23 protein-coding genes and 1 riboswitch are annotated in these 21,001 nt (G+C 60.8%); of the genes, 16 read left to right on the top strand and 7 right to left on the bottom strand.

Annotated elements, in window-relative coordinates:
• Nucleotides 1-13: 13 nt before the first annotated feature.
• Entirely contained in the window at nucleotides 14-442 is a 429-nt protein-coding gene (locus ACR3EL_RS13225; protein WP_170339858.1) for an FKBP-type peptidyl-prolyl cis-trans isomerase, read from the top strand.
• Between the two features lie 11 nt (nucleotides 443-453).
• Here the strand turns inward: ACR3EL_RS13225 and ACR3EL_RS13220 are convergent, their stop codons facing one another.
• From ACR3EL_RS13220 to fabA, 4 genes are read right to left on the bottom strand one after another with little or no spacing between them, the layout of a single operon-like run.
• Nucleotides 454-636, bottom strand: a complete 183-nt coding sequence (locus ACR3EL_RS13220) for a hypothetical protein (RefSeq protein ID WP_480721896.1) — start codon at nucleotides 634-636, stop codon at nucleotides 454-456.
• Nucleotides 637-694: 58 nt separating this feature from the next.
• Nucleotides 695-1,486, bottom strand: a complete 792-nt coding sequence (locus ACR3EL_RS13215) for an enoyl-ACP reductase FabI (RefSeq protein WP_093965010.1) — start codon at nucleotides 1,484-1,486, stop codon at nucleotides 695-697.
• A gap of 5 nt (nucleotides 1,487-1,491) precedes the next feature.
• Nucleotides 1,492-2,721 carry a beta-ketoacyl-ACP synthase I gene (gene fabB / locus ACR3EL_RS13210; protein ID WP_480721893.1) on the bottom strand — a complete coding sequence of 410 codons (1,230 nt, stop codon included), beginning with the start codon at nucleotides 2,719-2,721 and terminating at the stop codon, nucleotides 1,492-1,494.
• Nucleotides 2,722-2,769: 48 nt separating this feature from the next.
• Nucleotides 2,770-3,279, bottom strand: coding sequence for a bifunctional 3-hydroxydecanoyl-ACP dehydratase/trans-2-decenoyl-ACP isomerase (fabA, locus tag ACR3EL_RS13205; RefSeq protein WP_093964585.1), 510 nt, complete (start codon nucleotides 3,277-3,279; stop codon nucleotides 2,770-2,772).
• 188 nt (nucleotides 3,280-3,467) lie between these two features.
• Between fabA and irrA the strand changes: the two genes are divergently transcribed.
• Nucleotides 3,468-3,887 (top strand): iron response transcriptional regulator IrrA, encoded by a 420-nt coding sequence (gene irrA / locus ACR3EL_RS13200; protein WP_093964586.1) that lies wholly within the window; start codon nucleotides 3,468-3,470, stop codon nucleotides 3,885-3,887.
• Here the strand turns inward: irrA and ACR3EL_RS13195 are convergent, their stop codons facing one another.
• Entirely contained in the window at nucleotides 3,888-4,784 is an 897-nt protein-coding gene (locus ACR3EL_RS13195) for a LysR family transcriptional regulator (protein WP_480721891.1), read from the bottom strand.
• A gap of 86 nt (nucleotides 4,785-4,870) precedes the next feature.
• On the opposite strand from ACR3EL_RS13195, the gene ACR3EL_RS13190 reads away from it, so the two are divergent.
• Nucleotides 4,871-5,668, top strand: coding sequence for a phytanoyl-CoA dioxygenase family protein (locus tag ACR3EL_RS13190; protein WP_170339868.1), 798 nt, complete (start codon nucleotides 4,871-4,873; stop codon nucleotides 5,666-5,668).
• A 15-nt stretch (nucleotides 5,669-5,683) separates the two neighbouring features.
• Here ACR3EL_RS13190 and ACR3EL_RS13185 read toward each other — a convergent pair whose 3' ends face one another.
• A complete protein-coding gene (locus ACR3EL_RS13185) occupies nucleotides 5,684-6,547 on the bottom strand; it encodes a glycosyltransferase family 2 protein (RefSeq protein WP_480721889.1) in 864 nt (287 codons plus the stop codon).
• A 122-nt stretch (nucleotides 6,548-6,669) separates the two neighbouring features.
• Here ACR3EL_RS13185 and miaB point away from each other — a divergent pair, with 122 nt between their 5' ends.
• From miaB to ACR3EL_RS13135, 10 genes are all read left to right on the top strand, one after another.
• Nucleotides 6,670-7,989 carry a tRNA (N6-isopentenyl adenosine(37)-C2)-methylthiotransferase MiaB gene (miaB, locus tag ACR3EL_RS13180; protein WP_170339872.1) on the top strand — a complete coding sequence of 440 codons (1,320 nt, stop codon included), beginning with the start codon at nucleotides 6,670-6,672 and terminating at the stop codon, nucleotides 7,987-7,989.
• Nucleotides 7,990-8,172: 183 nt separating this feature from the next.
• The gene (locus ACR3EL_RS13175; RefSeq protein ID WP_170339874.1) at nucleotides 8,173-8,937 is read left to right on the top strand and encodes an outer membrane protein; all 765 of its coding nucleotides are present in this window, start codon (nucleotides 8,173-8,175) and stop codon (nucleotides 8,935-8,937) included.
• Between the two features lie 164 nt (nucleotides 8,938-9,101).
• Nucleotides 9,102-10,124, top strand: coding sequence for a PhoH family protein (locus ACR3EL_RS13170; protein WP_093964591.1), 1,023 nt, complete (start codon nucleotides 9,102-9,104; stop codon nucleotides 10,122-10,124).
• A 40-nt stretch (nucleotides 10,125-10,164) separates the two neighbouring features.
• Nucleotides 10,165-10,659, top strand: a complete 495-nt coding sequence (ybeY, locus tag ACR3EL_RS13165) for an rRNA maturation RNase YbeY (RefSeq protein ID WP_170339884.1) — start codon at nucleotides 10,165-10,167, stop codon at nucleotides 10,657-10,659.
• Between the two features lie 36 nt (nucleotides 10,660-10,695).
• Nucleotides 10,696-11,580: a hemolysin family protein gene (locus ACR3EL_RS13160; RefSeq protein ID WP_093964592.1), complete on the top strand. Its 885-nt coding sequence runs from the start codon at nucleotides 10,696-10,698 to the stop codon at nucleotides 11,578-11,580.
• A complete protein-coding gene (gene lnt, locus ACR3EL_RS13155) occupies nucleotides 11,577-13,082 on the top strand; it encodes an apolipoprotein N-acyltransferase (RefSeq protein WP_480721885.1) in 1,506 nt (501 codons plus the stop codon). The genes ACR3EL_RS13160 and lnt overlap by 4 nt, the downstream gene beginning before the upstream one ends.
• Before the next feature lie 42 nt (nucleotides 13,083-13,124).
• Nucleotides 13,125-13,173, top strand: a riboswitch (SAM-SAH riboswitch).
• Nucleotides 13,174-13,178: 5 nt separating this feature from the next.
• Nucleotides 13,179-14,360 (top strand): methionine adenosyltransferase, encoded by a 1,182-nt coding sequence (gene metK / locus ACR3EL_RS13150; protein ID WP_093964594.1) that lies wholly within the window; start codon nucleotides 13,179-13,181, stop codon nucleotides 14,358-14,360.
• Between the two features lie 126 nt (nucleotides 14,361-14,486).
• On the top strand, nucleotides 14,487-15,197 hold the full coding sequence (gene trmB / locus ACR3EL_RS13145; RefSeq protein ID WP_170339887.1) for a tRNA (guanosine(46)-N7)-methyltransferase TrmB: 711 nt from the start codon (nucleotides 14,487-14,489) through the stop codon (nucleotides 15,195-15,197).
• A 68-nt stretch (nucleotides 15,198-15,265) separates the two neighbouring features.
• A complete protein-coding gene (gene aroA, locus ACR3EL_RS13140) occupies nucleotides 15,266-16,612 on the top strand; it encodes a 3-phosphoshikimate 1-carboxyvinyltransferase (protein ID WP_170339889.1) in 1,347 nt (448 codons plus the stop codon).
• Nucleotides 16,609-17,226, top strand: coding sequence for a (d)CMP kinase (locus ACR3EL_RS13135; protein ID WP_170339891.1), 618 nt, complete (start codon nucleotides 16,609-16,611; stop codon nucleotides 17,224-17,226). The genes aroA and ACR3EL_RS13135 overlap by 4 nt, the downstream gene beginning before the upstream one ends.
• Before the next feature lie 30 nt (nucleotides 17,227-17,256).
• On the opposite strand, the gene ACR3EL_RS13130 is transcribed toward ACR3EL_RS13135, so the two are convergent.
• Nucleotides 17,257-17,736 carry a YHS domain-containing (seleno)protein gene (locus ACR3EL_RS13130; protein WP_170339893.1) on the bottom strand — a complete coding sequence of 160 codons (480 nt, stop codon included), beginning with the start codon at nucleotides 17,734-17,736 and terminating at the stop codon, nucleotides 17,257-17,259.
• Nucleotides 17,737-17,952: 216 nt separating this feature from the next.
• On the opposite strand from ACR3EL_RS13130, the gene ACR3EL_RS13125 reads away from it, so the two are divergent.
• The 3 genes from ACR3EL_RS13125 (at nucleotide 17,953) to ACR3EL_RS13115 (ending at nucleotide 20,855) form a co-directional block, all read left to right on the top strand.
• A complete protein-coding gene (locus ACR3EL_RS13125) occupies nucleotides 17,953-18,468 on the top strand; it encodes a hypothetical protein (protein WP_170367901.1) in 516 nt (171 codons plus the stop codon).
• A 239-nt stretch (nucleotides 18,469-18,707) separates the two neighbouring features.
• On the top strand, nucleotides 18,708-20,393 hold the full coding sequence (locus ACR3EL_RS13120; RefSeq protein WP_170339897.1) for a tryptophan halogenase family protein: 1,686 nt from the start codon (nucleotides 18,708-18,710) through the stop codon (nucleotides 20,391-20,393).
• Nucleotides 20,394-20,597: 204 nt separating this feature from the next.
• Nucleotides 20,598-20,855: a DUF6525 family protein gene (locus tag ACR3EL_RS13115; RefSeq protein WP_480721880.1), complete on the top strand. Its 258-nt coding sequence runs from the start codon at nucleotides 20,598-20,600 to the stop codon at nucleotides 20,853-20,855.
• The last annotated feature ends 146 nt before the right edge of the window (nucleotides 20,856-21,001 follow it).

Below are 21,001 nucleotides of genomic sequence, written 5' to 3'. Positions count from 1 at the left end.
GCCGGAGACAGTTATGACCGCAATCAAACAAGGCGACACGGTTCGCATTCACTACACTGGAACTTTGCGGGACGGCAACGTTTTCGACAGCTCGGAAGGACGCGATCCGCTGGAGTTCGCCGTGGGGTCCGGCCAGATCATTCCCGGTCTGGACGCCGCTCTGCCGGGCATGGAAATCGGCGAGAAGAAACGGGTCGAAGTGGATTGCCAGGACGCTTATGGGCCGATCAACCCCGCGATGCGCCAAGACGTCCCGCGCGAAGGCATCCCGGACGACATTCCGCTGGACCCCGGCACCCAACTGCAGATGCAGACCCCCGATGGTCAGGCGTTGCCTGTGACGGTGGTGGACGCCAACGAAGAAACCGTGACCCTGGACGCAAACCATCCGCTGGCGGGCCAGGATCTGATCTTCGACATCGAGGTCGTTTCGATCAACTGATCAGGGCGCGTTCAGCCGCCCAACAATGACCCAACCGCCTCACGAAGCTGCGGTTGGGTATAGAAGATCCACAATACCAACAATGTCGTCAGGGTCAGCAGTAGCTTTCGCGCGCGGCTGCTGAGCACTCCGGTCTTGCGGCGAGAGTGAGATGCACGCGAATTGGTCGCGATTATCCGGTCTAGTTTGCTCATGTGATATCCCTGCCGCGGAAGTTTGGTAAAATCTTGGCAACGACAGGGAAAGATCGCGTCACATGAAGTCGGGCTGTGGCATTCCCAGGATGTGGAAACCGCCGTCTACGCGAATGATTTCACCGGTGGTGCAGGCCCCCGCGTCCGACGCAAGGTAAACGGCCGTGCCGCCAACCGCTTCGAGCGTGGCGTTCGATCGCAGTGGGGCGTTCTGGTCGCAGAACTTGTAGGTCTTGCGAGCCCCCCCGATGGCCGCGCCGGCCAGGGTTTTCATCGGTCCGGGCGAGATGGCGTTGACCCGGATCCCGTCGGGGCCCAGATCATTTGCAAGATAGCGCGTCGCCGATTCTAGGGCAGCCTTTGCAACACCCATAACATTGTAGTTCGGCACGACCTTGTTCGAACCCTGATAGGTCAGGGTGAGCAGCGTCCCGCCGTTTTCCTTCATCATCGGATAGGCGCGACGGGCCACTTCGATGAATGAATAGGCCGAGACATCCAGCGAGTGCTTGAAATTCGCCCGCGTGGTGTTCAGGAACCGCCCGGTCAGCTCGGTCTTGTCCGAGTAGGCGATGGCGTGGACGAGGAAATCAATCGTTGGCCAACGGGCGGCCAGTTCGTCGAAGGCCCGGTCCAGCGATGCGTCATCGGTCACGTCCGCATCGACCATGAAGTCGCTGCCCAGGCTCTGTGCAAGCGGTTCCAGCCGTTTTCCGAAAGCCTCGCCCTGGTAGGTGAATGCCAGTTCAGCGCCCGCCTCGTGCATGGCCTTGGCAATGCCCCAGGCGATCGACCGATCATTGGCGACGCCCATGATCAGCCCGCGCTTACCCTTCATAGAATCCGACATCATAATCACCCGTTATACTTGGACAGAATCATGGAACCGTTGGTGCCACCAAAGCCGAAGCTGTTGGTCATGACACTGTCCAAACCTGCGTTTTCAACAACCTCAGTTGCAATTTCGCCGGGCTGGATGCCTTCGGCCAGCGTGTCGACATTGATCGACGGCGCAATGAAATCATGCTGCAGCATCAAGAGGCAGAAAATCGCCTCGAGCGCGCCGGCAGCACCCTGAGCGTGGCCGGTCATCGACTTGGTCGAGGAGATCGGCGGCACATTGCCCTCGCCGAAAATCCGGCGGACGGCTTCGACTTCGCCCACATCCCCGACCGGTGTCGAGGTCCCGTGCGCGTTGATGTAGCCGACCTTGCGACCTTCGGGCAGGGTGGACAAGGCCAGGCGCATCGCGCGCTCTCCACCTTCTCCCGAGGGCGCGACCATGTCGTGCCCGTCCGAGGTTGCGGCATAGCCCGTCACCTCGGCATAGATCTTCGCGCCGCGGGCCAGAGCATGTTCCAGCTCTTCCAGAACGACGATGCCGCCGCCGCCCGAGATCACGAACCCGTCGCGGTTCTGATCGAACGCGCGCGAGGCTCTTTCGGGGGTGTCGTTGTATTTCGACGACATCGCACCCATCGCATCGAACAGGCAGGACAAGGTCCAGTCCAGTTCTTCGCCGCCACCGGCGAACATCACGTCCTGTTTGCCCAGCATGATCTGCTCAGCCGCGTTTCCGATGCAATGCAACGACGTCGAACAGGCCGAGGTGATCGAGTAGTTGATGCCCTTGATCTTGAACGCAGTCGCCAGGTTGGCCGAGATCGTCGAGCACATGCATTTCGGAACGGCAAACGGTCCGATGCGCTTGGTTGCGCCGGTTTTTAGAACAGTCTGGTGTGCGGTCAGCATGGCGCTGGTGGACGGTCCACCGGACCCGGCAACAAGACCGGTACGCGGATTGACGACCTGATCTTCGCTCAGCCCCGCGTCAGCGATTGCCTGGCTCATCGCGATATGGGCATACGCGGCGCCTGGTCCCATGAACCGCAAAGTGCGCTTGTCGACTTGTTCCGACACATCGATCTTGAGCGTCCCTGCGACCTGGCTGCGGAAGCCGTGCTCGACCATCTGCTCGCTGGCCTCGATGCCGGACTTACCCGCCTTGAGCGAGGCCAGAACCTCTTCGGCATTGTTCCCGATGGAAGAGACAACCCCCAAACCGGTGACGACGACGCGACGCATTTGCGTTCTCCTGTGTTCCATTCCCTGTTGACTGTCAGTCAGCTGGGGTCAGCTTTCCGACAATGCAACCTTCATGTCCTTGACCTGATAGATGACTTCGCCATCCGCTTCGACCCGGCCATCCGCCACACCCATAGTCAGGCGGCGGGTCTGGACTGCCTTGGTGAAGTCCACGTAATAGGTCAGCATCTTGCGGTCAGGGCGCACCATGCCTGTCAGTTTCACTTCGCCCACACCCAGCGCATAGCCGCGACCCTGCCAGCCGCGCCAGCCGAGGTTGAAACCGGTCAGCTGCCACAGTCCGTCAAGACCCAGACAACCCGGCATGATCGGGTTTCCGGGAAAGTGGCAATCGAAGAACCAAAGGTCCGGTGTGATGTCGAATTCGGCCACGACATGCCCCTTGCCGTGCGCGCCGCCGTCGCCTGAAATGTCGGTGATGCGGTCCATCATCAGCATCGGGGGAGCCGGAAGTTGAGCATTTCCGGGGCCGAAGAGTTCGCCGCGCGCGCATTTCAGCAGGTCGTCCTTGTCAAAGCTGCTTGGGAATTGGGCCATTCTGCCGCGTCTCCTGCCAGGGGTCTGTTTATTCAATCTGGCCTCGTCTATCACCCGTTTGCAAGGTCCTGCAAGACCACCCGAACACATCCGGCCCGCCGGAGCCGTTGGTTGCGAATGAATTTCATTTGAAATTGGTGGTGGTCGGCACTTATATATTGGGGCAGGGGAAATTGGGTAATGGTTTCATGACAGCTCAAAGTCGGGACATCGCTACGAACTGGTTGGTTGACGCTGGGCTGCGCCCGACGCGCCAGCGTGTTGCCTTGGCCGAATTGCTGGTGGGCGATGGCCGCCACCGACATGTCACCGCCGAAAGCCTGTTCGAGTCGGCCAAGACCAAGGGCGACGCCGTTTCCCTTGCAACGGTCTACAACACCCTGCGTGCCTTCTGCGATGCCGGCGTTCTGCAGGAAATCACCGTGGACGGCTCGAAAAGCTATTTCGACACCAACACCCATGACCACCCGCATTTCTTCTGGGAGGACGAGGGCCGCCTGAGCGATGCGCCGTCCGACCAACTGGTTATCCAGCGTCTGCCCGAAGCACCGGCCGGGGTTGAGATCGCGTCGGTGGACGTCGTAATCCGGCTGCGCAAAAAGCGCTGATCACAGTTTCCCAAGCGACCTAACCAGAGCCTGTTCAGCAGCGGAGACTGTCGTGTCCGCAGGACCGGTGCCGTGACGAGCCAGAATCACGGCCTCGGTTGCATCGGGGTCGGTGATCGGCAGGCTCAGCAGCGGCATCCGATCATAGCTGAAGCCGTTTTGCGGGCTGGCATAGCTGATGCCCACCCCTTCACAATGGGCCGCAAGACTGCGTTGGATCTCGAGCGATTCCGCGCGGTAGGACACGCTGGGGTGCAGCCCATGACGCCGGAACAGGCCCAAGACATGCTGCGCTGACAGACCTTCTTTGGACAGGATGAGCGGGTATTGCTCAAGCTCGGCAAGTGAAACGCTGCCTTGCCCGGCCAAAGGGTGCGCGGGACTGACCAGCGCGTTTGGCGTACTGTCCAGCAGCTTGTGGCGTGAGAAACCGGCATCGAGGCCTAGGTCGTAGGTGAGCGCCAGATCGAAACGGCCGTCGGTCAATCCGCCGATCAAGCCTTCGAATGTGTCAACGCCGTGGGTCAGAACGATATCGGGAAGGGTGTCCCTGATCGTCTGCATTGCCCGCGCCAGCAAGAACGGCGCAAGATCCACAAAACAACCCAACTTCAAACGGCTTGTTCCGGCAACCGGGGCTTTCGCCTTTTCGATCCGGGCAGCGCCCATCAGCAAGGCTTCGGCCTTGTCGATGAACTTGCGTCCTTGAGGCGTCAGCGACATTGCCGCGCCGCGTCGGCGCGAGAACAGCGGATGGCCCAGGTGTTCTTCGACCCGGGTCAGCGCGTTTGAAAGGGCAGGTTGCGATACGTTCAGGTGCTGTGCCGCGGCGGACAGGCTTCCGTGTCGCCCAATGGCGCAAACATATTCGTACTGGCGCAAGGTGATATATAACATGGAGTTAATGCTTATTTTGAAAGATATGATTTGAACAGGGGTGCCGGACATGTGCAAATCGGTCTCAGCAAATGACGGAGACCAACATGCCACACCCTCTTGTTTCCCCGGAGATGATCGAAACCTATCGCAATGACGGGGTTGTTCTGGTCAAGGGCCTGTTCGCCGATCACGTTGATGCCTTGCGGGAAGGGGTGGCACGCAACATGGCTGATCCCGGGCCATATGCGTCGGAAAACAAGAAAGAAGGCGAAACCGGCCGTTTCTTTGACGACTACTGTAACTGGTCTCGTATCCCCGAGTTTCGGCAGGTCATTCAAGCCTCTCCGGTTGCCGAGGTCGCTGCCGACCTGATGGAGTCCCGTTCGGTCCAGATGTTCCACGACCACGTTCTGGTCAAGGAGCCCGGCACCTCGATGGCCACGCCCTGGCATCAGGATGGGCCCTATTACTTTGTGGAAGGGCGTCAGACGATAAGCTTCTGGTCGCCGCTCGACCCGGTGACGCAGGCGACTCTGCGTTGCGTGGCGGGGTCTCACCTGTGGGAAAAGGAAGTGTTGCCGACGCGCTGGGTTTCGGAGGAGGGTTTCTTTCCTGACGAGGGCCAGTACATCGCGGTACCAGACCCCGTGGCCGAAGGGATGCGGATCGTTGAGTTCGACATGGAACCCGGCGATGCGGTCGCCTTCAACTTTCGAACCCTGCATGGTGCCCGAGGAAACCAGTCGAACAGCCGGCGCCGCGCCTTCTCGCTGCGGCTGGTCGGGGATGACGCCCGGTATGTCGAGCGTCCGGGCCGGACGTCGCCGCCGTTTCCGGGGCATGACATGCGGGCTGGACAACGATTGCGCGAGGACTGGTTCCCGGTTCTGCTCAATCGCTGAGCCGTTCCGGCCCGCTCAGAACCACTGGCCAGGTTCCATCAGGCCAAGGTTCAGCAACTGGTGCGAGTTCCATTGGAAAGGAACCGAGGACGGGCAGCGGAAACTGGGAATGTCAAAGGTCGATCCCGCGTTGCTTTTCAGCGCTTTGGCGGCGCGGAACGAACAGATTGCGGCCGTCAGGTTGTGATGCCAGGGACAGGCATAGGTGTTGTACTCGGGCTCGTTAAAGGTGTGATCGGGTTGGAGGGTCAGACCCTTGCAGCTTTTGAACAGCGCGATCCGGTCGATCCGGCGCCGTTCATACGGGATGTGATCCTCGAACCGCCAACGCAGGCCACCCGACATATCCAATTGACGCTCCAGCGGTTGTCCCGATCGGTCGTGCCGGGAATGAGCATAATATCCAGTGCTGTCCAGCATCGCATGATCCGGGGCCACGCCGTTGGGATAGGCGGACAGGTCGTCGGCGTAGATGTCGATCACGTGGCAGAGCATCGCGTCGCGCCGCTCCTCGGCGTGAAAGGCCAGCATCTCTGCGACCGTGCGCGTTTCACAGAACGGAAAGAACAGGTATTCCGAGTTGTAGCAGTAGTACAGCCAGATGTTTGGCGCCGCCTGAATGACGCGATTTATGGTGTCGAACACCACGTTTCTGGGCGAGCAGCGCATCGTGACCCGGTGCACCCGGTCCAAGATTTCAGGCAGGATCGAAAACTGGGCCGGTGCAAATACGATCACGGATTTGAACCCCAAGTCCAAGTGATGGCGCAAGGTCCCATCAAGCTCGACATCGTCTTCGGCAAAAACCAATGCGACCGGCCCCTTGGTCAACGCTGCCCGGCCCGATTTCAGAAAGTGGTCGAGGGATTCGTATTTCATTGCCCGCTTGTAGCCTGCCTTGCTGGAAATACCCGTCAAATTCGGGTAATTGCGCCAGCATTGCAAGCGGCGTTCGATGCGTATAGACGACGCCGATCCAGCGAACGCAAAAGGCCCAGCCCATGTCCGAACCGAAAAAGCTGTATATCAAGACCTATGGCTGTCAGATGAACGTCTATGACAGCGAACGCATGTCTGAGGCGTTGGGCGGGCAGGGCTATGTGGAAACGCAGTCGCCCGAAGATGCGGACATGATCCTGCTGAACACCTGCCACATCCGCGAAAAGGCGGCCGAGAAGGTGTATTCCGAACTGGGCCGGTTCAAGGGGTTGAAGGCCGAAAAGCCCGATCTGAAGATCGGCGTGGCCGGTTGTGTGGCGCAGGCCGAGGGCGAAGAGATCATGCGTCGGCAGCCGCTGGTCGATCTGGTCGTCGGCCCGCAAAGCTACCACCGCCTGCCCGAGTTGGAGGCCAAGGCGCGTGCGGGCGAAAAGGCGTTGGATACCGATTTCCCCGAAGAGGACAAGTTCGAGAAACTCAAGAACCGTCCCAAGGCCAAACGCGGCCCGACGGCGTTTCTGACCGTGCAGGAAGGCTGTGACAAGTTTTGCGCCTTCTGCGTCGTACCCTATACTCGTGGGGCCGAGGTCAGCCGCCCCGCCGATCGCATCCTGCGCGAGGCGCAGGACCTGGTTGAGCGCGGCGTGCGCGAGATCACGCTGCTGGGCCAGAACGTCAACGCCTATCACGGGGCCGGCCCCGATGGCGACATGACCTTGGCCGGGTTGATCTGGGAATTGAACAAGATCGACGGGCTGGAACGCATCCGGTTCACCACCTCGCATCCCAACGACATGACCGACGACCTGATCGAGGCGCACGGCACCTGCGAAAAGCTGATGCCCTATCTGCACCTGCCGGTACAGTCCGGCTCGGACAAGATCCTCAAGCGGATGAACCGCAGCCACACCGCCGAAAGCTATCTGCGTCTGATCGAGCGGATCCGCGAGGCGCGCCCCGATATCCTGATGTCCGGCGATTTCATCGTGGGCTTCCCTGAAGAGACCGAAGAGGATTTCCAGGCCACTTTGGATCTGGTCGAGCAGGTCCGCTATGGCTATGCGTATTCGTTCAAGTATTCGACCCGGCCGGGCACGCCTGCGGCCGAGCGTCCGCAGGTCGATCCGCAGGAAGCTGACGACCGTCTGCAACGCTTGCAGGCTCTGATCACCCGGCACCAGCGCGAGATCCAGGATGCGATGGTTGGTCGGACAGTCCGGGTTCTGTTTGAGAAACCCGGGCGTCTGGCCGGACAGATGGTTGGCAAGTCCGAGTATCTGCATGCTGTCCACGTTTCCGGCGCCGATCTTTCGGCGGGAGATCTTCGCAACGTCCGGATCACGGCCTCGGGCGCCAATTCACTGGCCGGCGAGGTGCTGTGACAGGGCCGCGTTTCACCGCTCAAGCAACACTCGTGGCGTTTGTTTCCAAAATTTACCCTTGATTTATCGCTTGGAACTATGGTCGGAGAATAGCCAGATTTCTCGGGGCCGTGTTTCAAGTGGCCTTCGGGCTTTACATCGGCGGGGCTTCGGGTCGCCCGGGCACCGCAATGGAGGGTACGAGTGACACGTCAGGCAGGTATTCGACAAACAGGGGTAGGCTGTGTTCTGGTCGGCCTATTGCTGGCCGCAGGCGCAGGTATTCCCACTCATGCGGGGGATTTGGACGGCGCCGTTTCCGATCCGGTCGTGTTGGGGCCGGAGCGTTACTCCAAAGACGTCAGCGCCTTCTATCTGGGGTTCAGCGCCGGGTATGGATCAGGCGGAACAGACCAGTTCGGGCTGGCCACCAATGCGGGCACCTTTCCCATCGGCAAACTTGACCTGAGCGGTGCCTATGGCGGGATACGGGGCGGTTGGCGCGGTGTGCTGCCTGCGCGTGGCGGGCGCGATTACGTCTACGGGTTTGAGATCGCGTACGATTTCGCTTCGCTGGATGACAGTGCCACGACGCAGATAGGCACCACAACCGTTCAGGGCGGTTCCGAGATATCGGATGTGCTGTCGCTGCGGTTCAAGAACGGACTGACCAACCCCAGCGGTTCGGTTCTGTATTTCGTTACCGTCGGGTTCGTTCAGGGTGAAATCGAAACGACCAACAGCCTGTCCAGCGGCGGCACCACTCAGTCTTTCGCAAGCGATGACCGACGCAACGGATTCGTTGCCAGCATCGGGGCCGAGCATCAGTTGAACGACAATTGGTCCGTCACCGGCGAATTCGAATATGTGCAGTTCCAGTCGAAGGTCGTCGATTTTGGCTCGGGCTTCTCGACCAAGTCCACGCCCAGCTACCAGGGGATTCGCGTCGGGTTGAACTACAAGTTCTGATCCCGCCGGCGGATTCCGGCCTGAGATTTCACCACGCCAGGCCATGAATTCCCTTCCGCCTGACCGATTTGCGATCAGTTGCTCAGATTTTTGATTCTGTGGCTTGCGCCGACCGACTCTTGTTGTCTACGCTTGGGGTGACAACGCCAAGACAGGAGAACGGATTGGCCATCGGTGCCCTTACCCCACCGCAAGATGAAATGCCCGCGAACGAGGCGTTTGTTGAATTCCCCGACAACCGATTGTTGATTGATCTTTGCGGCGAATACGACCGCAACCTGGCCGAGATCGAGCGGAAACTGTCCGTTCAGATCGTGCGCCGCGGCAACCAACTGGTCGTCATGGGCGAAGACGAGCTTCAGAAGCAGGCGATCGAGGTTTTGCAGGCCCTTTACACCCGTCTGGAAGGCGGGCGCGACGTCGAAGCCGCCGACGTTGATCGCGAATTGCGGATGGGCAATTCCGAAGCCGGAACCGGCTCGCGTGATGGCGACCAGCTTGAAATGTTCAAGGGTGGAACTGTCGAAATCAAGACCCGAAAAAAGCTGGTTGAACCCCGCACTGACGCGCAAAAGGCTTATGTGCAGTCGCTGTTCAACAACGAACTCGCCTTTGGCATCGGCCCGGCGGGAACGGGCAAGACCTACCTTGCCGTGGCTGTGGGTGTGTCGATGTTCATCGGCGGGCATGTGGATCGAATCATCCTCAGCCGCCCAGCCGTCGAAGCCGGCGAAAAGCTGGGTTACCTGCCCGGTGATATGAAGGACAAGGTCGATCCGTATATGCAGCCGCTATACGACGCGTTGAATGACTTTCTGCCTGGCAAGCAACTGGCCAAGCTGATTGAGGAAAAGCGGATCGAAATCGCCCCGCTGGCGTTCATGCGCGGGCGGACTCTGGCCAATGCCTTCGTTGTATTGGACGAGGCCCAGAACGCCACGACGATGCAGATGAAGATGTTCCTGACGCGCTTGGGCGAGGGTAGCCGGATGGTGATCACCGGCGACCGGTCGCAGGTGGATCTGCCGCGTGGCGTGGCTTCAGGGCTTGCGGATGCCGAGCGGTTGCTGAAGACGATCCCGAATATCAGCTTCAACTACTTCACATCCAAGGACGTGGTGCGCCATCCGCTTGTCGCAGCGATCATCGAGGCGTATGAGGCCGACTCGGGCCGGGAAACGGGTTGAACCGTCGGACCTGGGCAAATCGGCCTCGGAGCGTCACGAGATGAACTTGGAGATCACGATCGAAGACCCGCGTTGGCAGGGTCTTGAGCCATTGGCGCGCAAGGCCGTGGCCGCGACGCTGGCGCATTGCGGTGTGGATGCCGATTTGTGCGAAGTCAGCGTGCTGGGCTGCGACGACAACCGGATTGCCGAGTTGAATGCTGAATTTCGTGAAAAGCCTTCGCCGACGAATGTGCTGAGCTGGCCAGCTGAGGACCTTGCTGCGGATCAGCCCGGCGGCACACCGCTTGTGCCCCAGCCGGATTTCACGGGTGACATCGCGCTTGGTGACATCGCGATTTCGTATGACACTTGTTGGCGCGAGGCTCAGGAGGCCGGGAAATCCATGGATGACCACGTGACCCATTTGCTGGTTCACGGAGTGTTGCATTTGCTGGGGTATGATCACATTCGTGACCTTGACGCCACTTTGATGGAACGTGCCGAGGTCGAGATACTTGGCAAAATGGGTATTGATGACCCATATAATGGGTAATGTGGGCCTTGGTGCCCGATCTATTGGAACAGGAAAATGGGCGATATTGACGGCAGTTCTGGAGCGGCGCAGAGCGCGCACTCGCAGAGCAGCGATGAAACCAAAGAGAAAAGCGGGCTTTTCTCTCGTATTCTTGATGCTTTTTCTTCCGCCGAGGATGACGCCGAAGTCGTCGTGAACGGGAATGAGGTTGTGACCCCTCAGCCACGCGGCATGATCAATCTGCGGCGCATGCGGGTCGAGGATGTGGCAATCCCTTCCGCTGATATCGTGTCTGTGCCTTCGACCATCACCAAAGAGGAACTGGCCCAGGTCTTCCGGGATAGCGGTCTGTCGCGAGTACCGGTCTATGAGGGTACGCTGGACACGCCGCTGGGCTTTGTCCACCTCAAGGATTTTGCGCTGACGCATGGGTTCAACGGTGGGTCGGCGGAATTTGATCTGATCTCGATGCTCCGCCCGCTGCTGTTCGTCCCACCCTCAATGCCGATCGGTGTTTTGCTGACCAAGATGCAGACCGAGCGCCGCCACATGGCGTTGGTGATCGATGAATATGGCGGCGTCGACGGGCTTGTCACGATCGAAGATCTGATCGAACAGGTCGTCGGAGAAATCGCCGATGAGCATGACGCCGACGAAAATCAGCTGTGGGTGCAAGAAAAGCCCGGGTGCTATATCGTTCAGGCCAAGGCCCCACTTGAAGAATTCGAGGCCGAAATCGGCCGGTCGCTGACCAGTCACGAGGACGTGGACGAGGAAGAGATCGAGACCTTGGGCGGGCTGGTCTTCATGCTGTCGGGGCGGGTTCCAGCTCGCGGTGAGGTGGTTTTGCACCCCGAAGGCCCCGAATTTGAGATTATCGACGCGGATCCGCGGCGCATCAAGCGCCTGCGGGTGATGCTGCCGGATATGGCTGCATGAATCCTGCCTTGCGGTGGCCGCATTGGCTGCACGTGGTACTGGCCGCGATGTTCGGAGCGTTGGCGGCCTTTGGCTTGTCGCCGTTTGGCTATTGGACAATCACCTGCATTGCGCTTGCATCCGTCGCGCCGTTGTTTCTGGCCAGTTCCACGCGCGCTCGCGCGGCGTGGGTGGGCTGGGCTTTCGCAACCGGTTACTTCGCCAATGCCCTGAGCTGGATCATCGAGCCCTTTCAGATCGACGCTGAGCGTTATGCTTGGATGGCCCCTTTTGCGCTGGTGTTCATGGCTGCTGGCTTGGCCCTGTTCTGGGCGTTTGCTTTCTGGTTCGCGCGCGGAACCCGAGAGGTGGGGCCGCGGCAGGCCATCGTTCTGGCCCTGATCCTGTCGCTGGTTGAAATGGCGCGCGGCTATGTTCTGACCGGATTTCCATGGGCGGGAATGGCGCAGATTTGGGTGGACGCCCCGGCCGGGCAACTCCTTGCTTGGGTTGGTCCTTATGGGCTGGGGGCCGCGACCTTTTTGCTGGCCCTGCCCTTGGGCGCTGCTGTCGCCGATCCTCGCAATGGTTCGGCGTTACTTTGGCCCGTCGTGGCAGTTGTCATCTTTGCCGGTTTGGCGCTGGTTCAAGCCAGCAACCGCCCAGAGGTTGCAGAGACCGGTCACATCGTTCGTCTGGTCCAACCCAACGCGCCGCAAGAGCAGAAATGGGACCCGTCTTTTGCCCCGCTGTTTTTTGCTCGACAGATTGAATTCACTGCCGCCGATCCGCGTCCGGACTTGATCGTATGGCCCGAGACGTCGGTTCCGGCTTGGCTGGGCAGTGCGGGTCCCTATCTGGAAGCGATTGCCGAGGCCGCTCGGGGAACGCCCGTCATCCTCGGTATCCAACGCGGAGACGGGCCGCGCATCTACAACTCGATGATCTACCTCGACGAGCAGGGGCGCCAGACCGGCCTGTACGACAAGCATCATTTGGTGCCCTTTGGCGAGTATGTCCCCTTTGGCGATCTGATGGGCAAGTTCGGAATACACGGTATGGCCGCGACCACCGGAAGTGGCTTCAGCGCCGGTCCCGGAGCGGCGATGCTGAACGCCGGCAAGCTGGGTCTGGCGCTGCCGCTGATCTGCTACGAGGCGATCTTTCCGCAGGATGTCTCGGCCGCACCGCAGCGTCCGGATTTCCTTCTGCAGATAACCAATGATGCCTGGTTCGGGACACGTACAGGACCATTCCAGCATCTGGCGCAGGCAAGGATGCGGGCCATCGAACAAGGTCTGCCGCTGGCGCGGTCGGCAAATACCGGTGTTTCGGCGATGGTCGATCCTTATGGCAACGTAGTCGCGTCCCTGCCTTTGGGAAAGGCGGGTTTCGTGGATGCTCATCTTCCGGCGCCATTGCCGCCAACACTGTATGCGCGAACCGGCGACGGGCTGACGCTTGGGCTATTGTTGATGCTTCTGCTGCTGTTTCGGCGCAACGTTCGGTTTGGCAGGGCATAATTACCGATTGACCCTCTGTTTCTTCGGGCGTATCCCGTCGAATGCCTGTCACAACGGCTTCCTGGCGTGACGGGGAAATCTTAATGGAGCGCTTTCATGTCCCGACAGAACTACATTTTCACTTCGGAATCCGTTTCCGAAGGGCATCCCGACAAGGTGTGCGACCGAATTTCAGATGCGGTCCTGGATGCCTTTCTGAATGAAGAGCCCGAAGCGCGCGTCGCGTGCGAAACCTTTGCCACCACTGATCGGGTGGTCATCGGCGGCGAGGTCGGTCTGTCGGATCAGGAAAAGCTGCACGACTACATGGGCAAGATCGAAGAGATCGCCCGCGCTTGCATCAAGGACATCGGTTACGAGCAGGACAAGTTCCACCACGAAACGGTCGAGGTGACGAACCTGCTGCACGAGCAGTCGGCGCACATCGCCCAAGGGGTCGATGCGTCTGCTGACAAGGATGAAGGCGCCGGTGACCAGGGCATCATGTTTGGATATGCCACCACCGAAACCCCGGCCCTGATGCCGGCTCCGATCCAATACGCGCACGCCATCCTGCGCCGTCTGGCGGAAGTGCGCAAGAACGGGTCTGAACCCGCTCTGGGTCCCGATGCCAAATCGCAGTTGTCGGTGATCTACCGTGACGGGCGGCCAGTCGGTGTCAGTTCGGTCGTGCTGTCCACCCAGCATCTGGATGAGGCGCTGACCTCGGACGATATTCGCCAGATCGTCGAGCCCTACATCCGCGAGTCTCTGCCCGATGGCTGGCTGAGCGACCAGACGGAATGGCATGTGAACCCAACCGGCAAGTTCGTCATCGGCGGACCTGACGGGGATGCTGGCCTGACCGGGCGCAAGATCATCGTCGATACATATGGCGGCGCGGCTCCGCACGGCGGCGGGGCGTTCTCGGGCAAGGACCCGACCAAGGTCGACCGGTCGGCGGCCTATGCCGCGCGGTATCTGGCCAAGAACGTCGTGGCCGCCGGCATGGCCGAGCGTTGCACGATCCAGCTGAGCTATGCGATTGGCGTTTCCAAGCCGTTGTCGATCTACGCCGACACCCATGGCACAGGACAGGTTGCCGACGCCGAGATCGAGAAGGCGGTCGGACAGGTGATGGACCTGACCCCGCGCGGCATCCGCGAACACCTGCAACTGAACAAGCCGATCTACCAGCGCACCGCGGCCTATGGGCATTTCGGTCGCGAACCGGGTGCGGACGGCGGCTTCAGTTGGGAGCGGACCGATCTGGTTGAGGCCTTGAAAAAGGCTGTCTGAGCCGGCATCGGGAACCAAACACGGCAAGGCGCGTCCGATTTGGCGGGCCTTTTCCGTTTCGAAGGTCGCCTCTCCGACACAGCCCGACCCTTGCAACGCCAACGCCGCCGCAGTAAGGGCACCGGCATGAGCACCCAGTCACCCGAACGCCCCCGCAGAAACTTCTATGGCCGCTTCAAGGGCAAGACCCTGAAGCCCAGCCAAAAGACCTATCTGTCCGAGGACCTGGCCGCCCTGTCGCCCGGCGCGGTGGATTGGGACAGCAACCCCGACCGCACCCCGATCGACCTGAACGCGCTGTTCGACGGCAAGCCGGTATGGCTCGAGGTCGGGTTCGGCGGCGGCGAGCATCTGGTGCATCAGGCGCAGCAGAACCCCGATATCGGTATCATCGGCGCCGAGCCGTTCATCAACGGCGTGGCCATGCTATTGGGCAAGATCCGCCGGGCCGAAGTGACCAACCTGGCGGTGCATCCCGGCGATGTGCGCGACCTGTTCGACGTGCTGCCCGATGCCAGCATCTCGCGCGCGTTTCTGCTCTATCCCGATCCGTGGCCCAAAAAGCGGCACCACCGCCGCCGCTTCGTGACGCCCGAGCACCTGGAACCCTTGGCACGTGTGTTGAAACCCGGCGCGATTTTCCGCGTGGCGACCGACATCCCGGACTACGTCCGCCAGACGCTCGAGGAGGTACCCGGCGCCGGTTTCGAATGGCTGGCCGAGGGGCCCGAAGATTGGCGCAAGCCGTGGGATGACTGGATTTCCACCCGCTACGAGCAGAAGGCCCTGCGTGAAGGCCGCACGCCGCACTACCTGACCTTCCGCCGCAACGGGTGATTGCGGCTGGACGCTGCGGCGCCAATTCGCTAATCGGCAGGGGCACTGATAGCGCAAAAGGAGCCCTCATGTCCGGACACGGCACGCCCATCCCGATGACCTCGCATCCCTGCGGCCCGCTGACCGGCACGGCCGAAGTGCCGGGTGACAAGTCGATTTCGCACCGCTCTCTGATCCTTGGGGCGATGGCCGTGGGCGAGACCCGGATCTCGGGCCTGCTGGAAGGCGAAGACGTTCTGGACACCGCCAAGGCGATGCGCGCCTTCGGGGCCGAGGTGATCTCGCACGGGAATGGCGAATGGACGGTGCATGGCGTCGGCGTGGGCGGTTTTGCCGAGCCGGATCATGTGATCGACTGCGGCAACTCGGGCACGGGCGTGCGCCTGATCATGGGCGCGATGGCGACCAGCCCGATCAGCGCGACCTTCACCGGCGACGCCAGCCTGAACAAACGCCCGATGGCGCGGGTGACCGATCCGTTGGCCCTGTTCGGGGCACAGGCCGTGGGCCGTTCGGGCGGGCGTCTGCCCATGACCATCGTCGGCGCGGCCGATCCGGTGCCGGTCTGGTACGAAGTGCCTGTGCCTTCGGCCCAGGTGAAATCTGCCGTTCTGCTGGCCGGCCTGAACGCGCCCGGCAAGACCGTGGTGATCGAGAAGGAAGCCACCCGTGACCATTCCGAACGAATGCTGGCCGGGTTCGGCGCCGAAATCACCGTCGAGGACACCGACGAAGGCCGGGTCATCACATTGACCGGCCGGCCTGAGTTGAAACCGCAGGTGATCGCCGTTCCGCGCGATCCCTCCAGCGCGGCCTTCCCGGTCTGCGCGGCGCTGATCACGCCGGGATCGGACGTTTTGGTGCCGGGCATCGGCCTGAACCCCACGCGCGCCGGCCTGTTCACCACGCTGCGTGAGATGGGTGCCGATCTGACCTATGAGAACATGCGCGAGGAAGGCGGCGAGCCGGTCGCCGACCTGCGCGCGCGTTACTCGCCCGACATGAAGGGCATCGACGTCCCGCCCGAACGCGCGGCTTCGATGATCGACGAATATCCGGTGCTGTCGGTGGTTGCGGCCAACGCCACCGGTAAGACGATGATGGGCGGCGTCAAGGAACTGCGCGTCAAGGAAAGCGACCGCATCGACGCCATGGCGCGTGGCTTGCGGGCCAACGGCGTCACGGTTGACGAGGGCGATGACTGGTGGTCGGTCGACGGGCTGGGCATCGGCGGCGTTCCCGGCGGCGGCACCTGCGAAAGCTTTCTGGACCATCGCATCGCCATGTCGTTCATGGTGATGGGCATGGGCGCGCAACAGGCGGTCTCGGTCGATGACGGCAGCCCCATCGCGACCTCGTTCCCGATCTTCGAGCCGTTGATGAAGGGCCTGGGTGCCAAGGTCGAGCGCACATGAGCTTTACCGTCGCCATCGACGGCCCGGCCGCTGCGGGCAAGGGCACGATCTCCAAGGCCGTGGCTGCGCATTTCGGTCTGGCGCATCTGGATACGGGGCTTCTCTATCGCGCGGTCGGCCGACGCACGTTGGACGGCACCGACCCGGTCGAGGCGGCGCGGTCCCTCACGGCCGAGGAGTTGGAGCAGGGCGACCTGCGCACCGCCGAAATCGCGCAGGCGGCGTCGAAAGTGGCGGTGATCCCCGAGGTGCGCGCAGCTCTGGTCGATTTCCAGCGCAGCTTTGCCCGGCGGGCCGGCGGCGCGGTGCTGGACGGGCGGGACATCGGCACGGTGATCTGCCCCGAGGCCGAGGTGAAGCTGTTCGTCACCGCCAGCCCCGAAGTGCGCGCCGAGCGACGCTATCTGGAACTGGCAGACAAAAGCGCGGATGTAACCCGCGCGCAGGTTCTGGCCGATGTCCGCGAGCGCGACGCGCGGGACGCCGAGCGCAACACGGCCCCGATGAAACCGGCCTACGATGCCGTAATTCTGGACACTTCGGACCTGAGCATCGAGGCCGCGCTGGAAAAGGCGGTCGCGGTTATTCAAGGAAAGCTGCCCGCGGCAAGGTGAGACCGCGGACAGCGCTTGGCGACAGTCCGATTACAGTTCGCCGACCGCAATCGACTTGATATTCGCCCACTGGTCATCCGCAGTCTTGGCGGTGCCGGACACGTCTTCGAGGAACTTGGCGCGAGTTGCCGCGTTCAGAAACAGGAACAGCTTGCCATCGGCCAGCAGGTACTGATCCGGATCGCCATCGAACTTCTTGCCCACGGAAACACCATACGAGCAGAAGCCGCCGTGCTGCGGCAGGTATGCTTCGGGGTTGGCCTCGAAAGCTTCGCGGTTCTCGGCCGAGGTGAAGTAGTATGACGCGCCGTCATAGGTGGCCGAATGCGTGGCGAACCCTTCGACCGGGTTGCCGTCGGTGACCAGCGCAACCAGATCGACCCCGTGAGCAGCCAGCGGCGCACCGCCGGCCGAGATCCCGTTCGAAACATTGATCTCATCCGCCGCAAAAGCCGGTGCGGCGATCATCGGCAGGACGGCGACAAGGGCGCTGAGTACAACAGATTTCATTGTGTGTTCCTTTCGTGTTCAGTTGTGGCCGGCACGCGCGCCGACCCGTGTTGAACAGATAAATGCGGGCGTGCGGACGCGTAATCGCAGGGCGAACGGAAAACCTTGCAGATCGTTCGCACTTGCCGGGAGTCTGCCAAACCGGCTCACCAAGCTGTGTTTGGCCAGTTGATCAGTCCCCGCTTAGGCTGAACGCGTCTATGGTTGAGAGAACGGATGATCCGATTTGCCCTGATTTGGATTTTGTTGGCCGGCCATGCGTTGGCACAGGAAGCCGAGCCACCGATGACCTACGAGAGACTGGGCAAGATCATCTTTGCCCTCGACCCCGATGCCGAGCCGCAGGGTCCGGGCTTTACCATGACGATTTCGGATGTTCCGGTGCTGGTTGTTAGTGATGTGCATGCCGACCGGATGCGGGCAATGGTTGCGATCAGCGGCACCTCAGAGCTTTCGGCCGAAGACTTGCAGCGCATGATGCAGGCCAATTTCGACAGTACGCTGGACGCGCGCTATGCGATCGCCAATGGTACCTTGTGGGCCGTGTTCATCCACCCGCTGTCACGGCTGAACAAGGATCAACTGATCTCGGGCCTGGCGCAGACCGTCAATATCGCCCTGACCTATGGCACTCTCTATTCCGGGGGTGCGGCCGAGTTCGGCGGTGGCGACAGCCATGACCTGCAACGCGAACTGATCGACGATCTTCTGAAGAAAGGCGAGGACATCTGAGGCTGCCTCGGAAGGCTCAACCGTCATCGCTGTCCGTTCAGTGCAAGGGAAGCAGGTCGTGACCATACGTTGCTTTGGCAAAGGCGCCCGTTTTGGCCTACTTGATGCCGCCATTGGCCCTAGCTGGATGCCTGAAAGCTGCTATAGTTTCCCTCAGCGATAAGGGGAGGTCGCCACCGAGGCCCGGAAAAACGGGCAGGCGGCCGCATAATCCTCACAGCCAACAGGGACAGAACAACATGAATAATCGTTTGCAAAAAATCACCATCGTGGGTGGCGGTACGGCCGGCTGGATGACGGCGCTGCTTCTCGAGATGGTGTTTTCGCGCACTTCAGCACCCAAGGATCGTCCGCGGATCTGCCTGATCGAAAGCCCGAACATCGCCACGGTCGGCGTTGGTGAAGCGACCGTGCCGCGTATGCCGGTCACGCTCCGGCAGGCTGGAATTTCCGAGCGAGACTTTTTCCGCGAAACCAATGCGTCGTTCAAGTTGGGCGTCAAATTCTGCAACTGGAACAAGGACGCAAAGGGAAAACGCATCGACTATGTGAACCCATTTGCCCATGGCCAGATGCTGGAGGGCCTCGAGGCCGCCGAATACTTCCTTCGGTTTGGCAACGGGGACCGGGATTTCACTCAGTCCATCTCGCCGCATGATGACCTGGCTCGGCTGTGCAAGGGCGCGCGGCTTCTGGGGCAACCCGAATTCGAGCAGCGGTTTGGCTATGCCTATCACCTGGACGCCGTAAAATTCGCAGGCATGTTGACAAGGGTCTGTACGCAGCGTGGCGTCGAACATATCCGCGACGAGGTGCAGTCGGTCGAGTTAAATGAACAGGGCAATGTCAGCCATCTGATGCTTGAGCGTGCAGGCCGCCACGATATTGAAATGGTCGTGGACTGCACCGGTTTCCGCGGCCTGATCATCAATCAGGCACTGGGCGAGCCGTTCATGGATTATTCGGACTATCTGCCGAACGACCGTGCCATGGCGTTGCAGATCGAGCACCCCAATCCGCGGAAGATCGAAAGCGTCACGCGATCGACTGCACTTGGCGCTGGTTGGACATGGCGCGTGCCTCTCTACAACCGTGTGGGTACGGGATACGTGTATTCATCCGCGCACCGGACGGATGATCAAGCGGCGGACGAATATCTGGAGTGGCTGGGTGACAGCGGCAAAGGCGCGACGCCGCGGGTGATCCCCATGCGGATCGGGCGCGTTCGCAATGCGTGGGTGAAGAACTGCGTTGCAATCGGGCTGGCCGGTGGGTTCATCGAGCCGCTTGAAAGCACTGCGATCCATATGGTCGACCATGCTGTGCGCTGGTTCGCCGAGCATTTGCCGACCCGCGATATCGAACCCTCACTGAGGGACAGGTACAATCGTCAGATGAACAAGCTCTATGACGAGGTGCTGGATTTCATTTGCCTGCATTACAAGCTGAACAATCGCACCGATGATCAATACTGGATCGACGCGCGGACCGAGATGAAGGTGCCGGACAGGCTTGCTGAAAACCTCGAGCTTTGGAAGAACCGCCTTCCGATGCAGCACGATGTCGAGTTTGCAACGCTGTTTGACCATCGCGTCTATCAGACGGTTCTGCTGGGCAAGCAGGTCTATGATACGGGGTATGGCACTGGAATTCGTGATCGCATTCGACCATTGCGGAAGGACATTTGGTTCCAATGGTGGAAGGGCGCGAAAGTGGACCTTGCGCAGATCCTGAAAGCGATGCCGGATCACAAAACCCTTCTGCGCGACATTCGCGGAGAGCTCAAGCAACCCACCTTTGCGATGGCCAAGGCGGCACAGCCGACCGTTCCGATGCCGGGTGCCGCGCCCGAACCGGTGGTCATCCAGAACATGCCGAACCTGGCCGAGATTCAAAGCGGCAAGAAAGACCTGCAACTGTTCTAGGTCTGTCGGCTTCGGCTGATATTGAGAGCTTCGAAATGGTTGAGGGCAGGGTTGCAGAACCCTGCCTTTTTTGACCTCAATCCGGGGTTGCGCAACAAAAGTATGTTACGTAATAACATAACATGCCAGTTGGGACGTTTCCCCAACCCATTCTGTTCGGTCCAGTTCCAGCTCTGAAAATTCGCATTGGTACAGTCGATGCCCATGACCATTCAAAGACGCAATCTGCGCAGCCGCCTGAACCGCCGGAGACGGCACCGCCCCGCGATGCAGGCCTATGACACCCTTCCGCCTGAGTTGCGTCAGTGGCTTGCGAATGCCTGCTTGCTGTGGAGTCCGAACTCGGCCCTCAAGATTTGGAAGGCAGCCGGTGGGGCAAAGGCCCCGGCCGACGCACTGGCGCGTTTGAATGCGATCGAGCAGGCCATGCTGCTGAGGGATGCTCGGATTTGGGAGGAGTAGCTGGCCCGGAAAACGCAAGCGGAATTCTGCGTCGGCTTGCAACAAGGGCCTTTCTGCTTGCGCTGCGCCCAGAATCCGCCTATACGCGCGCTGTCTGAACAAGGGCGGTCAACGCCCGGACGACGTATCTGAGCAGGGCCGGGTTT

This window comes from Ruegeria sp. BJ3 (assembly GCF_056535665.1).
Note: the sequence above shows the minus strand (reverse complement) of the source record. Positions and strands in the feature narration are given on the sequence as shown.

Coding starts and splice junctions, on each gene's coding strand:
- ybeY (WP_170339884.1), top strand. CDS start 10,165: ATGAACTTGGAGATCACGATCGAAGACCCGCGTTGGCAGGGTCTTGAG.
- ACR3EL_RS13185 (WP_480721889.1), bottom strand. CDS start 6,547: ATGAAATACGAATCCCTCGACCACTTTCTGAAATCGGGCCGGGCAGCG.
- ACR3EL_RS13120 (WP_170339897.1), top strand. CDS start 18,708: ATGAATAATCGTTTGCAAAAAATCACCATCGTGGGTGGCGGTACGGCC.
- ACR3EL_RS13125 (WP_170367901.1), top strand. CDS start 17,953: ATGATCCGATTTGCCCTGATTTGGATTTTGTTGGCCGGCCATGCGTTG.
- ACR3EL_RS13115 (WP_480721880.1), top strand. CDS start 20,598: ATGACCATTCAAAGACGCAATCTGCGCAGCCGCCTGAACCGCCGGAGA.
- ACR3EL_RS13195 (WP_480721891.1), bottom strand. CDS start 4,784: ATGTTATATATCACCTTGCGCCAGTACGAATATGTTTGCGCCATTGGG.
- miaB (WP_170339872.1), top strand. CDS start 6,670: ATGTCCGAACCGAAAAAGCTGTATATCAAGACCTATGGCTGTCAGATG.
- fabB (WP_480721893.1), bottom strand. CDS start 2,721: ATGCGTCGCGTCGTCGTCACCGGTTTGGGGGTTGTCTCTTCCATCGGG.
- fabA (WP_093964585.1), bottom strand. CDS start 3,279: ATGGCCCAATTCCCAAGCAGCTTTGACAAGGACGACCTGCTGAAATGC.
- ACR3EL_RS13160 (WP_093964592.1), top strand. CDS start 10,696: ATGGGCGATATTGACGGCAGTTCTGGAGCGGCGCAGAGCGCGCACTCG.
- ACR3EL_RS13190 (WP_170339868.1), top strand. CDS start 4,871: ATGCCACACCCTCTTGTTTCCCCGGAGATGATCGAAACCTATCGCAAT.
- lnt (WP_480721885.1), top strand. CDS start 11,577: ATGAATCCTGCCTTGCGGTGGCCGCATTGGCTGCACGTGGTACTGGCC.
- metK (WP_093964594.1), top strand. CDS start 13,179: ATGTCCCGACAGAACTACATTTTCACTTCGGAATCCGTTTCCGAAGGG.
- ACR3EL_RS13220 (WP_480721896.1), bottom strand. CDS start 636: ATGAGCAAACTAGACCGGATAATCGCGACCAATTCGCGTGCATCTCAC.
- irrA (WP_093964586.1), top strand. CDS start 3,468: ATGACAGCTCAAAGTCGGGACATCGCTACGAACTGGTTGGTTGACGCT.
- ACR3EL_RS13130 (WP_170339893.1), bottom strand. CDS start 17,736: ATGAAATCTGTTGTACTCAGCGCCCTTGTCGCCGTCCTGCCGATGATC.
- ACR3EL_RS13225 (WP_170339858.1), top strand. CDS start 14: ATGACCGCAATCAAACAAGGCGACACGGTTCGCATTCACTACACTGGA.
- trmB (WP_170339887.1), top strand. CDS start 14,487: ATGAGCACCCAGTCACCCGAACGCCCCCGCAGAAACTTCTATGGCCGC.
- aroA (WP_170339889.1), top strand. CDS start 15,266: ATGTCCGGACACGGCACGCCCATCCCGATGACCTCGCATCCCTGCGGC.
- ACR3EL_RS13215 (WP_093965010.1), bottom strand. CDS start 1,486: ATGTCGGATTCTATGAAGGGTAAGCGCGGGCTGATCATGGGCGTCGCC.
- ACR3EL_RS13135 (WP_170339891.1), top strand. CDS start 16,609: ATGAGCTTTACCGTCGCCATCGACGGCCCGGCCGCTGCGGGCAAGGGC.